This window comes from Hymenobacter guriensis, assembly GCF_015773195.1.
Classification (GTDB): domain Bacteria; phylum Bacteroidota; class Bacteroidia; order Cytophagales; family Hymenobacteraceae; genus Hymenobacter; species Hymenobacter guriensis.
The window spans coordinates 1-13,253 of sequence record NZ_JADWYK010000010.1 but is presented as its reverse complement, the minus strand read 5'-3'; the positions used below and the strand labels follow the sequence as shown (position 1 = coordinate 13,253).

Below are 13,253 nucleotides of genomic sequence, written 5' to 3'. Positions count from 1 at the left end.
TTCCTTCCTTATGAAAAGAATCCTACTCCTATGGCTGGCTTTGCTGCTGGGCCTAAGTCCCAGCCTTTGGGCCCAGTCAGTTATCCGAAGCCAATCATTTGAAACAGACGACGAAGACAACTACACATCGAATACCTTCGACTTTCGGGGCACGGGTGTTTCGCTTGGCAACAACCAGTATTTTACCATTACGACCATCAATCCCGCACACAACCCTGATGCGTCGAATTACTCCTTAGGCAATGCGTCGGACCCGGTTACCATCCGAAACAATGACGCCTCCGCGACGCCCTACACGGGCAATTTTTGGATTGCAGAAGGCGTGCGGGGCACCAACCAGACCGGAACAGCGTACGCACGTGACCCCGGCCATGTGACGCTCAATGCCTTCAACGCTAGCGGCTATACCGATATCAAGGTAATTGTCGCGCTGGCGGACCCTCGTGGACCAGGTTCGGTCGGGGCCAGCGGAGCGGCTGCTACCCCGACTGCGGGTTCCTTTCAAGCGGACGATAAGATTGAAATCCAATACTCCACCGATAACGGGGCCAATTTTACCACCATCGGGCGGTTTAAGGGCAACAATAACAACGGCTCCAGCGGGTATATGGAGCTGGATTACAATCGGAACGATGATGTAAACGATGAAGACAGGGCTACGCTCAACTACAAACTGACCGACTATACCTTTGGCCCCGGTGGCAATGGTAGCAATATTGGCATTCCTGGTTCGCCATCGTCCTTGATCGTGCGCGTCGTCCTTGACCAGCGCGGTACCAGCCATGAAATAGCCTTTGACAACATCCGCGTCGTCGGCACACCCACCACGGTTCAGCCGCCTACGCTGGCCGATGCCCAGACCGGCACAGTTAACTACACCGAAGGCAGCGCGGCTACGCAGATTACCAATAGCATCGTCGCCACCAACCCGGAGGGCGCTAACCTTACGGGCGCTACGGTATCCATCATCAGTGGCCTGAGAGCGACGGAGGACCAACTGCTTTTCACCAACCAGAACGGCATTACGGGCTCCTTTGACAGCGGCACCGGCGTACTGACACTTTCGGGTACCACCTCAGTAGCCAACTACCAGGCCGCGCTGCGTACGGTTACGTACAAAAACTCCAACCTCACCACGGCCCGCAGCGGTAACCGCGCTATCCAATTCGTCGTCAAGAACGGGGCCTCTACCAGTACGGGCCTGAATCGCACGGTGCTGGTGAAGGCCATCCTGGGCGGCCCAGCTACGCTGCCGTATACGGAAGACTTTACCACCGACGGGGAGGGCGTGCGCTACGGCTCAAATGCCTTTGTCGGCTCCGGTGGCAATGGCACCGCCTTCGCCTTCACGCGCACCAGCAATACGCCGTATGAGACAGGGGCCGTAACGTTCAGCAACATCAGCAACAGCTTCTTCTGGTACGGGGTCAATATCAAGTCCGGCCAGAATCCGTCAGGCGTCGGCCGGCTGGAAACCCAGCAATTGGATGCGACCAGCTATAGCAATCTGCACTTCCAAATTCGGCTAGGAGCGGAGTCAGGCAGCACGGCATCGTGGCAGAATACCGACTCGTTTATGCTGTACTACCGCACAGGGGGCAGCAGCGGCACCTGGAAGCTGTTCGGCTCGTTCCGCGGCACTACGGCCAGCATCAACGGCACCGGCGACCTGCGCCAGGACCGGACAGAGGACTTGGCCAGCTTGCCCACACTGCCTGCTGGGACAGCCACGCTCAGTCCCTCGCTCACCAACTTTGACTTTAGTATTCCGGCTGATGCCAACGGGCAATTGGTGGACTTCAAACTGGAGCTGATTAACGACGACTCAAGAGCCGAGTTTGCCTTTGACCTGATTCAGGTAACGGGCACGGCCAACACCGCGCCGACCATCAGCAGCCAGACGCGCAGCATCGCCGAGAACGCAGCCAACGGCACGAACGTGGGCGCCGTTATTGCGGCTTCGGATGCGGACGCTGGCCAAACGTTGACGTATGCCATCACGGCGGGCAATACCGCCGGGGCCTTCGCTATCAACAGCGCGACGGGCCAGCTGACGGTGGCCCATTCGGCGGCCCTCGACTTTGAAGCCACTCCCACCTACAGCCTGACGGTGCAGGTGACTGACAACGCCGCCCCCGCCGCCAGCGCCTCAGCGACGGTGACGGTGAACGTGACCGATGTGGATGATACAGCGCCGTCCGTGAGCATTACCAGTTCGGGCAATACGAACGGCGGCGGAACAGGCACCTCGCCTATTCCCTTTACAGTGACGTTCTCAGAGAGTGTAACGGGCTTTGTGCAGGGCGACCTGACGGTAAGCGGCGGCACGGTTTCAAACTTCTCGGGCTCGGGCACGACCTACACCTTCAGCCTGATACCCAGCGGCAACGGCACGAAAACGGTGAACGTACCGGCTACGGTGGCCCAGGACGCCGCCGGCAACCTCAACACGGCGGCCACGCAGTACAGCCTTACCTACACGGCGCCTACTACAACCGTCGCCTCGGTGACGCGCCTGACGCCCTCGCCCACGGCCACGGCCCAGGTGCGCTACCGGGTTGTCTTCGCGGCCAGCGTGACGGGCGTTAGCACCGACAACTTCTCCTTGTCCAACCACGGTTCCATCAGTGGTGCCTCGGTCAGCAGCGTTTCGGGCTCGGGCATGACCTACACCGTGACGGTGAATACGGGCAGTGGCAACGGCGCCATCCGCTTGGACGTGAACAACGGCACGGGCGTAATGCCCACGATTACCAACGTACCCTATACCTCGGGGGAAGTGTACGACATTACCAAGAGCTTCGCGGCCCAACCGCAGCTTGCCATCGTGGGCACGGGCGGCACGGGCAGCGACGTGACGGCTTTCGTGGATGTGGTGCAGGTACTCAGCGGCGGGACGGCCTTCGCCAATGGCTTGCAGAACGGCAGCTTTGAAACCCATAATCCACTCGCCAATGGCAACTACGGCTACACCCCTACAGGTGCCAGCTGGACGTTCAACGCACTGGCGGGCATCGCCGAGGAGGGCAGTGCCTTCACCCCAACTACGCCCATTCCAAACGGCAGCGCTGTGGCCTTCGTGCAGAGTAACGGCGGTAGCAACGGCCAGTTGCAACAGAAACTGGCTCTGCCCACGGGCGGCAACTACCAAGTGAGCTTCCAGGCCGCGCAGCGCATCTGCTGCACCACGCTTGATCAGGCGCTGAACGTATTCCTCAACGGCGTGTACCTCGGCACCATTCAGCCGAACAGCAATGCCTACAGCACCTTCACCTCAGCCGCGTTCAGCGTGACGGCCCCGGCCCTGACGGCCAGCATCAGCAGCACGGCCCCGAACCCGACCAGCACCGCGCCGATTCCGGTGACCGTGACGTTCTCGCAGAGCGTGACGGATTTCACGGCCAGCGACGTGGCCGTGACGAATGGCTCGATGGCGAATTTCGCCGGCTCGGGCACGACCTATACCTTCGTCGTGGCCCCTAATGGCGACGGCGCGGTGACGGTGAACGTGCCGGCCAACTCGGCCTTCGATGCCAACAACACGGGCAACGCGGCGGCTAGCCAGTTCAGCATTACCTACGAGCAAGCCCAGACGGCAGCCCCGGTCATCACCTCACCGGCCAACGGCAGTATCACCAATCAGTCCGTGTCGATCAGTGGCACGGCCCCTGCGGGCAGTTCGGTACGGGTGTACGTGAGCCAAAACGGCGGCGCTTTCCAGACGTTCACGTTAGCCGCTACAGCGGGCGGCACCTTTAGCAGCGCGGCTTTGCCCCCCGCCACCTACCAGGCTTACGCCACGGCCCAGAGCCCGGGCGAGGCCGTGAGCGGCCAAACCGCTACCATCACCTTTACCGTGGACCAGACGGCCCCGACGGTGACGCTGAGCAGCTCGACTGCCGCCAGCGGTAGCAGCACCAGTACCTCACCCTTCGCTTTCACGGCGACCTTCTCGGAGAGCGTAACGGGCTTCGTGGCCGGGGACCTGCTGGTGACCAACGGGACCGTATCGAGCTTCGCCGGCTCGGGCACGACCTACACCTTCAACGTGACGCCGACAACGCCCGGCACCGCTACCACAGTCACTGTCTTCGGCAACAGCTCACAGGATGCAGCCAGCAACGGCAACGCCGCCTCGAACACGTACGCGCTGACCCTGGCGCCGACGAGCGTGACCTGGACAGGCAGCATCAGCACCGACTGGTACACGGCCGGCAACTGGACGCCCGCCGTTGTGCCCACCACGACCCTGAATGCGACCATCCCCGGCACTGCCCAGCGTATGCCGCTCATCGCGTCTACTGTGGCCTCGGTGCGTCACCTGACCCTCAACTCAGGCGCGACGCTGAGCATGAGTGGCGGTACGGTGGACGTGCGGGGCAATCTGACCAATAACGGCTCCTTCGCGCCGGCAGGTGGCACAGTCGTTCTGGGTTCGAGCACGCTAGCAAACGTATTGGGTTCTTCGCGCGTGCGCTTCTGGAACCTGACGGTGAACAGCAACACGGCCCAGGTAAGCACCTCGGCCGGGGCCTCGGTGCGCCGCCTGCTCACGCTCACCGGCAACCTGAGCACGAACGGCAATGACTTCGTGCTGGAGTCAGACGCTACCAGCACAGCCATGGTGGTTAACTCTGGCGGCAGCGTGGTGGGCACCGCCACCGTACAGCGCTACATCGATCCAAGCCTGAACCCGGGGCTGGGCTACCGCCACTACAGCTCACCGGTACAAAGCACCACGGTCGCGGACCTCGGGACGAGTGGTTTCACCCCCGTCGTCAACCCGGCCTACAACACGCTGGGCAGCAAAGCCACGCCCTTCCCGACGGTCTACGGGTATGATGAATCCCGTATCGTGGGCACCTCCGCCACGACCCGCTCCCAGAACTATGGCTACTTCTCGCCGGCCAGTCTGAATACGCCGCTGGAACGGGGCCGGGGCTATACGGTCAACTTGGCGGCCAGTGAAAAAGTCGATCTGGTGGGCACGCTCAATACGGGTACCGTAGCCGTGGGGGCCCTCTCGCGCGGCAACCAGGCCAACTCGGGCTGGCACTTGCTGGGCAACCCGTATCCGGCGCCGCTGGATTGGACGAAAGTCCGCACCGACCTGCCCGCCGGCGTGCGCGATGCCGTGTACGTGTTCAAGTCCAGTGATCAGTACAACGGCACCTACCAGTTCTACGCCAACGGCTTTGGTACGCTGCCGGGTGGGCTGATCCCTTCTATGCAGGGCTTCTTCGTGCGCGTCACGCAAACCGTGCCGGCCTTTAGCTTCCTCAGCACCTGGCGGACTACCACCTACAGCAATCCCACCTTCCAGCGGGCAGCGGCCGATACCCGGCCTGCCGTGCAGCTGGAGCTGGTATCGGCGAAGGGCATACAGGAGCCAACCTTCGTGTACTTTGAAGCCGGAGCGACGGCCGAGGTGGACAACCACTACGACGCCGAGAAGCTGCTCAATACGACGGGCCTAAACCTGTCCTCGGTAGCTGCCGGCACCAACCTGGCTATTAATGGCCTGCCGTTAACCCAGCAAGCCACGATCGTCCCACTCACGGTGCAGGTACCCACAGCCGGCGCCTACTCGCTGCGTGCGGCCGAGCTGCATAATCTAGCAGATCAAACCGTGTACCTGCACGACGCCGTGACGGGGCAGCAGATTAACCTGCAGCAGCTGAGCGCTTACTCCTTCTCGACCAGCGGCGCCGCGCAGCTCACCGGGCGCTTCTCACTGCACTTCGGCGCGCTTGTGCCCACGGGCAGCGCGGCCGCTGCCTTGGCCGCGCAGGTGTCCTTGTACCCGAATCCGGCCAGTACCACCGTCACGCTGCTGGCCCCGCGTCAGCTGGTGGGCAAGACGACCACTGTACAGGTGCTCAATAGCCTGGGCCAGGTGGTTCGCCGCCAGGCGGTGGCCACGACAGCGACGGGTCTACGTACTGAGTTGAGCGTGCAGGGTTTGGCCCAGGGCGTGTACACCGTGCGCCTGGAAACGAACGGCGTCGTGGTGAATAAGCGTCTAGTTGTCCACTAAGACGGTTGGAGGCGAGCTGCCCGGGCTCGCCTCCCTTTCCTTACTTTTTCTTTCTACCTGTCTATGTCTCGATTACTTTCTGTGTTTTGTGTGCTGGCCCTGTGGCTGAGCACGAGCGTGGCTGCCCTGGCGCAAGCGGAGGAGCCACCTGAAGGCGGCCCGCAGCCCGACGACCCTACGGCTGTGCCCATTGATGGCGGTGCCTCACTGCTATTAGCGGCCGGCCTAGGGTTAGGCGTGCGTAAGCTGCGCGCAGGTCGTCGTAGCTAAACTAACCCTGCCTGGCAATAGGTAGGCTTTGTATAAAGCAAGAAGGTCCCCGTTGTTGACGACAACGGGGACCTTCTTGCTCTGTAAAGTAGACTAGATGCTCTAGGGAATGCCAACCATCTGTTCGGGAAACCTATAACGCCTTTGCGCTGGTGTTGCCTTTTATACCTGGGCCTGGCAACTGGGCACACGTGCGCTGACTATTCCGCGCAACGCAGAGCAGCCTCTTTTTGCAGCCTATCATTCTACCCATTCAGCTCACCACCTGGGCGTAGGAAGCGTCGTAGGGCTGGTCTCGCTTCCATAAGGCGTAACACAGCAACAGCAGCTTGCGCATGACAGCAATCACACCGGGTTTGCCATTGGGCTGGCGTGCCCGCAACCGCGCGTAGAAGACGCGCAGCTGCGGATTGCAGCGCAGGCCGCTGATGGCCGGTAGGTACAACGCCGTGCGTAGGCGCACGTTTCCCCGGCGCGAAATCGTAGTGGCCCGGGCACTGGTACCGCTCTGACGCTGCACCACATCCAGGCCCGCGTACGAGGCCAGTTGCCGCTCGTTCTCCGTCAAGGAAAACCCGGCCGTTTCGGCCACCAGCACCACGGCCGTAGTCAACCCGATACCAGGTATACTGGTGAGCAGCGCCAACTTGCGCTGTAGTTCGGGTTCCGCGGCTAACAGCGCGGCAATATCCGCATCAACGTCGTGTAACTGTTGCTGAATGAGGCGTTGCTGCGTCGCCAGCCGCACCAATGTGCGTTCCTCTGGCTGGTAGCTATGCTCGTAGGCGTGTAACCGGGTTTTAAGACGAGCCCCCTGCTGCGTAAGTATCTGCCGCTCGCGCTCCAAAATGCGCAAACGACGCAAGGCAGGCGTCGGCGGTACCCAAACGGGCAGCGCCCGTTCCAGGCCTAAGCGGCACAACAGGCGGGCATCGAGTTGGTCAGTCTTGCTTTTCTGCTCCGTGCTCTGGGCAAAATGCTTGACTTTATTGGGCAACAGCACGCTCAGGTGCTGCTGGTGATCAGCCAGAAAGTAGGCCAGTTCTTCGTAGTAGACGCCGGTAGCTTCGACCACAAACCACAGCGGTGCCGTACTCGCGCGCCGGGCGGCGACCCAGTGCAGCAACGCTGTGAAGCCCTGCAGATCATTGGCGAAGGTGGCCGGTTTACCAGCGCACACGCGTTGGTCGGCATCCAGCGAACCAAAGCAGGCGACAAAGCTATCTTTCGCGATGTCGATCCCGACTACGTATTTTAGGAGGGTAGAAGAAGGTGGAGGCATAAAGAGGGGAAAAGAAGTGGAACCATACGCGCCATCCCTGCTGCTGCCACAACTCTCCTCGTTCAGATGCGGGATACCAAAGGCTACTCGCCAGCTCCCTCTATACTGTTCAGTCTTCAGGCAACAACGGGAAGCAGGGCACAGGCTCTAACGCACAAGGTCGAGGCCTTCGCTCCGCCTTTAGGGATAGTTGGTGTCCCTGCTTCCTTGGTTCGGCTATGTTGGAAAATAACCAATGCAATCATACGAGGGATAGGAGGGGTTTAGTGCGTAGCACCGAAGCGAACAGCGGAGCCCCGCATAGCCCGGCCCATGGGGACACGCCCAGCCAGCAGCAAGTATTTCGCGAAGGATTCTGCCATTCACGGTAAAGCCGGTAAATTTGAGTCTACACCCTGTTGTCCTCACATGAAAGATTCTGTCCTCACCTTCTCAATTGCACTCGACGAAAACAAAATGCCTGAAACCATCGGCTGGCACTCCAGTGACGGTAAAGCCTCTGAGCAGGGCATACAGCAGGCAAAGGCCCTGAATATTTCCGTTTGGGATGGCCAGGAGCAAGGCACCATGAAGATTGGCCTATGGACAAAGGATATGCCGGTGGACCAGATGAAACGGTTCTATGTCGATACCATTGGCGCTATTGCCGACTCGCTCATGCAGGCAACCGATGATGCTGCAATGGGTGGAAAAATTCATGCACTCTGCGGGCAGCTCCTGGCCCACATTAACGGGGAAACGCCCCTGACAACAGATCAGTAAAGCAAGCCGCGCGAGCGGCGCAGCAACAAAAAACCCCGGCTGTTGGCACAGACCGGGGTTTTTTGTTGCAATGACTTCTGTATAATTATCACCGTCTTTTAGCTCGAATAAGGCGGAGAATTCTATCATCCGCTTCTGTAGTTGACACCTGGCCGCGTAGCAGCAGAAATTCATCCAGCAGAAGCAGCAGCAGCAACAGGCACCAGCTCAGGGCGGCTCCCACCAGCAAGCCGGCATATATGGCCGAGCCTACGAGCGTCAGCGTGCTCAGCAGCAGTACTCCCTGCGTAAGCCGCGGCAGAGGACGGGGCTGGCGGGTAGCTGTCAGCAGAAACGCGACTGCGGCCGCCCCAAGGGTAATCAGTAGCAGCGGCAGGGGCTCCAGCACGTGCATGATGTAGGCAACGAAATGATTATCGCTGCCTGGAAGGAGATTGACATAGACCAGAAACATACACATTCAGAAATGAGGTGAAAAACATTAGTGAACCCGGCGAGGGGGATTCAGCACGCCGGGCATCCATTTGTAGAGGAAGGCACTGTCAGCTGCCGTCAGGTGGGCCGTCGTCAGGGTTGGACCCAGCTTGGTCAGGGTTAGCACGGCCTGCCGGGCCTCTTTATGACTCATGCCCGGGGGCAACGTCCACGGGACAGAAGTAGAGTCGTAGTTCTGCACCGTAACCCCGGAGGGCATGGTGCCCTGGGCGTACAAACTACCGCTTAGTAAAAGCAGAACTGCTGTCGGCCCGGCTTTGCGTTTCGGACGCCGCAGTTTCAGAACCAGGTGCCGCAGAACGATGCACGCCAGAAAAAAGACGTACAAGCGGAGCGCCCACTGAGCCAGTAATTCACTGATTGGTATTGAAGAAACTTTCATCTTCCTGCAGAGTGCCTAAGGTTTAGTTCTTCTACCTGCTCGGCGCTCCACTTGTAGCGGACCGCACGGGCTGCCGTAGCATTGCGCGAGTCCTGACCCGTTAGGCGAATCACTTCGGCAAAAGTCGCCGGACAGATAGCCTGGCCTTTCCACGGTACCTCATTCCATAAGGGCTGGTGGCTATCAAACAAGCGGCGGGTAGCGACTTGCTTGATCCAGGCCTGGCCCGTCGCATTACGCCACTGCCAGAAAGCCTGTGAATCCGTGTTGGTGGCATTGTATTGCAGGACTGCTGCATCGCAGGCGATCAGCCGGAAGAAGCGCCGTAGCACCTGCTCATCCGTGAGCCCGGTCAGCTGGGCAGGTATGCCCGTGGCGGAAACCGGCCCACCCGTGGGAGCGGCCAACCACAGCTGCTCGTACTGCGCCGGGGCTAAATAGCGGCACTGGCCCAGCGCCATGATCTTGCCCCACTGAGTACGCCACTGCGCGAAGTGGTACAGCTGGCCCTGGTGCAGGCAGGTCAGCGCAACGCCCGCCACGTCGAAGTAGGTCAGAAAATTTCCCAGTACCAGCGCCCCGGTGGCCTCAGCTGGCAATTGGTGAGCGACAACCGTTCTAACTGGCATAGGGCAGGACAGCTAAAGAGAACCAGCCAGCGGTGCGGAGAGGAAGCACTGAAATGGCAACCATAGGAAGGAGGAAATAAAGGGGGCAGTCGGGATGAAGCAGAAAGCGAGTACCCGGCTGTTCACCAGAGGCCCCCGCCCGTCCGCATAAAGAAAAGTAAAATTATGCTGATTGCAATTAAAGTTAATTGCAAAGGGCCACAGAAACCGCTTCCGGTTTCCGTGGCCCTTTGGTAAATCCTACCTTACTTAGGCAGCCTGTGCGCACTGTTCGCCGGGCTGCTCGTCGGCATCAGCCGGGACAAGCTGCGTAACCTCGACAAGTGGCACTTTTCTGGCCCGCAGGGTGCGCGGGTCGTACTCACGCTCGAACAGTGCCTGAGTCGCCTCATCAAGCCCTTCCTGTACTTGTGGGTTGCCGACCAAGCTGGCAGCGGTTTTCTGATTGTCGTTCCACTCGCTACCCAAGCCCCGGTGCGTGACCGAGAACAGCAGCAACTGCGTCAGCAGGGCCTCCGTTGGGGCAGTTAGCAGCACCTGCGCTTCGACCCACTCCCGGTAAGGCAGTCCCTTCGTGTCCGGCCCATTTTTGCCTGCCAGCGGCCACCCCCACGTGCGCGTTAGCTCGGCCAGCGTCAGCAGGTCGATAACCCGGCCCTGCATCAGGCTCTCAGCAACAAGTTTCGCCAACACGCGCACCCGGCCCTGTTTGGCTTCGTCGGTGGACAGTTGCAGGGCGTGATAGCAGCGTTCCGCCAGCACCCGTTTCCCGGCCTCTTTCAGCAGTCGCTTCTGGCGGGTTTCGCGGTTCTTTTCACCCTGCGACAGCTCCACCTTCCCCGATTCGAGCGCTTTGGTGGTTTCCTGGGCCAATAGCACCCGTACCACCGTTGCGGCGCTGGCCCCATCGACGTACACGCCCACTACCGTACCCTTCTTGCGCTTGCTGACCTCGTACTTATCGGGCTTTACCGCCCCGGCTGGTGCCTCATAGTACTTAGTGGATAAGCGCACTACCGGGGCCTCCCCGGCCAGTTCTTTCTGCTCGGCTAGTACCTGCTCGATACGCCGCCCCATTTTCGTATTCCAGCAGGCGCTGTCCAGACACGTATCCTTGCCTTCCTCCGCGAGTTCGGCAAACAGCATGACGCTACAGCTGCTGCGCTTCGGGCAGCCGGTGCAAGCGCCGGCATTTTCGTACAGCGCGGCATCGTCCAGCGGCCACGGCGCACTGCTCAGGGCCTGTTTTTCGCGGGCCACCCAATTCTTTACGGTGCTTTCGTTCACCACGTACTGCGAACGGTTGTCCAAGCAGCGGCGCTGCACGGATTCAGGCCACCGGCTCAGTTCCTCCGCCGCGCCTAGCGTCAGCTTGTCCTGTCGTAAATCAGTCAGCCACTCCGGCAGCAGCTCACTTATGGCGCGGCGCTGGGTTACCCAACGCGCAGTCTGACCAAGATAGGCGGCAATTTCCTCCGTATTCATGCCCTCCCGCGAGAGCTTACCCACGGCTACGGCTTCGTCTGCGGGATGGGGATTTTCGCGCAAAATGTTCTCCACGAGGCGATACATCTGCGCCTCCTGGTCGGTCATGTCGCGCACCGTTGCCAGAATGGTCGGCAACTGGCCCAGCTCATGGGCCGCAAAGCGGCGAAAACCGGCTACCAGTGCATACTCATAGCCTTCAAAAGGCACCGCTAACGGACGCACCGCAACGGGTTGTATCAGCCCCCCGGTGCGAATACTTTCGGCCAGAGATTTAAGCCCTACCGGGTCAATACTACTACGGTAGTTGTCGGCCAGATAGATGGCCGATAGGGGAATTGTTAGCAGGGTTACCGGCTGCGCGGCTTGCGAAAGGGTTTGTGTGTTCATCTTGCGGGTTTAAAGAGGGAAAGAAGAATCTGCGTTGTTGCTATTTATACGCAAAAAGCCGCCCTACAGTTGCGTAGAGCGGCTTTTTGTGGTCTTTTTATTGGATTTTCCCAAATAATTTTTACCCCGCTTTTCTGGTTTTAGCGGGCTATTCCGCTGCCCAGCCGACGAACATATATTCTCCTTCCTTCGCCTTGGTCGGGGGGCGCAGGCAGACCCCATTGGCACTCCGCTTATCGAGTTCATCCAGTAGCTCGCCCTGATTCAGGAACTCACTAGCCGACAAGCCGCTGTTGCGCCACTCGTCCGTTTTGTCGGTGTACTCGCTGATGGTGTAAAAGCTGCCGCTGTAGGCATCAGTGCCGCATTCGTCTGCGGCCTCCTGCTGTAGTCTGCAAAAAGCGTCATTCATGCTTTTACCGTGCCCGCTAACTGAAATGTCCGTTGCTCCCATGATGTAGTTTGTTTGTTGCTAATTATACGCAAATGACTTTATACTGTTGCTATTCTACCACCCCATTTTACCTGCGTTTTTTACTTGCTAAACTACATAGGGTCGCCGTATTCAATGCAACTCTTTTTAGTTGCTAATCCACCCTTAGCACCCGCCGATTAGCTGGTGCTGGCCGGTAGCGCGGTGATAATCCTAAGTTTTTTTATTGGCCTATTTTCCACTGAAATAAGCCTCTACATTGATTTTTATACACAAAAAACTAGTAAGCCGCCCGCGTTTATTGCCCCGCTGCCCTATCTTTTGCAATTAGATTTAATTGCGTTTGGATTGACTTCCTATCTTTGTTGCCTATGGTTGTGATCCGTCATTTGATTTACCGTGCTACCCGGCTTTCAGCGCCTCAGCATTCGCGCTGCCGGGTAGTCCCCTGCCTTAGTTTGACAGGGGGTTGGATCAGAGGCCGGAACGGTTCGGTGCTCGTCTGGGTGGAAGGCCCCGGCGGAGCCCCTGCACAGCCGCACATAGTGCCGGGCCGCCAGCTGGCCTGGCAGCTGCAGCCGCTAGGAAGCCTGTGGCTCCAGCCCCCTATTAACGCTTGAATCAGCCTTTTCACTAGTTTTTTCTCACCATCCCTCATTCCCATTTATGCGTTCCTTTTCTACATTGTGCACGCTGGGTTTACTCTTTGGAATTCCACTGAGTAGTATTGCCCAGCAGCAAACAGAGTTTTCGGGCACAGTTCAGACCGATGCCGGTGAGCCCTTACCCGGGGCCACGGTTTTTCTGAAGGGCACGTACCTTGGTTCCACAACCAACTCGGCCGGCAACTTCCGCCTGCTGGTTCCGGGCACTATGCTCCCCGCGCCGCTGATGGTTTCCTTTGTCGGGTATGAATCCGCGATGGATACGCTCAGCATTACGGGGCGCCCGCTGTTTATTATCCTGCAACCCAGTGCCGCCCTCATCAACGAAGTAGTGGTATCGGCCTCGCGGGTGGAGGAGAACATCCTGCGCGCGCCCGTCACGGTCGATAAGCTCAACGCCCAGCACCTAGCCCGCCTGAGCAC

At 59.4% G+C, this 13,253-nt stretch carries 10 protein-coding genes; 4 read left to right on the top strand and 6 right to left on the bottom strand.

What is annotated here, in order from left to right; genetic code table 11:
* Window positions 1–10 precede the first annotated feature (10 nt).
* Together I5L79_RS15560 and I5L79_RS15555 are read left to right on the top strand one after the other, a co-directional pair.
* Entirely contained in the window at window positions 11–6,037 is a 6,027-nt protein-coding gene (locus tag I5L79_RS15560) for an Ig-like domain-containing protein (protein WP_196955992.1), read from the top strand.
* 63 nt (window positions 6,038–6,100) lie between these two features.
* Window positions 6,101–6,307, top strand: a complete 207-nt coding sequence (locus I5L79_RS15555) for a PID-CTERM protein-sorting domain-containing protein (RefSeq protein WP_231403141.1) — start codon at window positions 6,101–6,103, stop codon at window positions 6,305–6,307.
* A 253-nt stretch (window positions 6,308–6,560) separates the two neighbouring features.
* Here the strand turns inward: I5L79_RS15555 and I5L79_RS15550 are convergent, their stop codons facing one another.
* Window positions 6,561–7,589: an IS110 family RNA-guided transposase gene (locus I5L79_RS15550; RefSeq protein ID WP_196955991.1), complete on the bottom strand. Its 1,029-nt coding sequence runs from the start codon at window positions 7,587–7,589 to the stop codon at window positions 6,561–6,563.
* A 408-nt stretch (window positions 7,590–7,997) separates the two neighbouring features.
* Between I5L79_RS15550 and gldC the strand changes: the two genes are divergently transcribed.
* Complete coding sequence (gene gldC, locus I5L79_RS15545; RefSeq protein WP_196955990.1) at window positions 7,998–8,351, top strand: gliding motility protein GldC; 354 nt, start codon at window positions 7,998–8,000, stop codon at window positions 8,349–8,351.
* Between the two features lie 88 nt (window positions 8,352–8,439).
* On the opposite strand, the gene I5L79_RS15540 is transcribed toward gldC, so the two are convergent.
* The 5 genes from I5L79_RS15540 to I5L79_RS15520 form a co-directional block, all read right to left on the bottom strand.
* Window positions 8,440–8,745 (bottom strand): hypothetical protein, encoded by a 306-nt coding sequence (locus I5L79_RS15540; RefSeq protein ID WP_196955989.1) that lies wholly within the window; start codon window positions 8,743–8,745, stop codon window positions 8,440–8,442.
* Window positions 8,746–8,832: 87 nt separating this feature from the next.
* Window positions 8,833–9,045, bottom strand: coding sequence for a hypothetical protein (locus I5L79_RS15535; RefSeq protein ID WP_196955988.1), 213 nt, complete (start codon window positions 9,043–9,045; stop codon window positions 8,833–8,835).
* 179 nt (window positions 9,046–9,224) lie between these two features.
* Entirely contained in the window at window positions 9,225–9,857 is a 633-nt protein-coding gene (locus I5L79_RS15530) for a hypothetical protein (RefSeq protein WP_196955987.1), read from the bottom strand.
* Window positions 9,858–10,106: 249 nt separating this feature from the next.
* The gene (locus I5L79_RS15525) at window positions 10,107–11,732 is read right to left on the bottom strand and encodes a ParB/RepB/Spo0J family partition protein (protein WP_196955986.1); all 1,626 of its coding nucleotides are present in this window, start codon (window positions 11,730–11,732) and stop codon (window positions 10,107–10,109) included.
* Between the two features lie 148 nt (window positions 11,733–11,880).
* A complete protein-coding gene (locus I5L79_RS15520) occupies window positions 11,881–12,144 on the bottom strand; it encodes a hypothetical protein (RefSeq protein ID WP_196955985.1) in 264 nt (87 codons plus the stop codon).
* Window positions 12,145–12,831: 687 nt separating this feature from the next.
* On the opposite strand from I5L79_RS15520, the gene I5L79_RS15515 reads away from it, so the two are divergent.
* Window positions 12,832–13,253: carboxypeptidase-like regulatory domain-containing protein (locus tag I5L79_RS15515; protein WP_196955984.1), on the top strand; the 422-nt coding region annotated here is incomplete at its 3' end.

Excerpts from the sequence above, each read along its gene's own strand:
- I5L79_RS15520 (WP_196955985.1), bottom strand. The coding sequence starts at position 12,144 with ATGAATGACGCTTTTTGCAGACTACAGCAGGAGGCCGCAGACGAATGC.
- I5L79_RS15555 (WP_231403141.1), top strand. The coding sequence starts at position 6,101 with ATGTCTCGATTACTTTCTGTGTTTTGTGTGCTGGCCCTGTGGCTGAGC.
- I5L79_RS15550 (WP_196955991.1), bottom strand. The coding sequence starts at position 7,589 with ATGCCTCCACCTTCTTCTACCCTCCTAAAATACGTAGTCGGGATCGAC.
- I5L79_RS15535 (WP_196955988.1), bottom strand. The coding sequence starts at position 9,045 with ATGCCCTCCGGGGTTACGGTGCAGAACTACGACTCTACTTCTGTCCCG.
- I5L79_RS15560 (WP_196955992.1), top strand. The coding sequence starts at position 11 with ATGAAAAGAATCCTACTCCTATGGCTGGCTTTGCTGCTGGGCCTAAGT.
- I5L79_RS15540 (WP_196955989.1), bottom strand. The coding sequence starts at position 8,745 with ATGCACGTGCTGGAGCCCCTGCCGCTGCTACTGATTACCCTTGGGGCG.
- I5L79_RS15525 (WP_196955986.1), bottom strand. The coding sequence starts at position 11,732 with ATGAACACACAAACCCTTTCGCAAGCCGCGCAGCCGGTAACCCTGCTA.
- I5L79_RS15530 (WP_196955987.1), bottom strand. The coding sequence starts at position 9,857 with ATGCCAGTTAGAACGGTTGTCGCTCACCAATTGCCAGCTGAGGCCACC.
- gldC (WP_196955990.1), top strand. The coding sequence starts at position 7,998 with ATGAAAGATTCTGTCCTCACCTTCTCAATTGCACTCGACGAAAACAAA.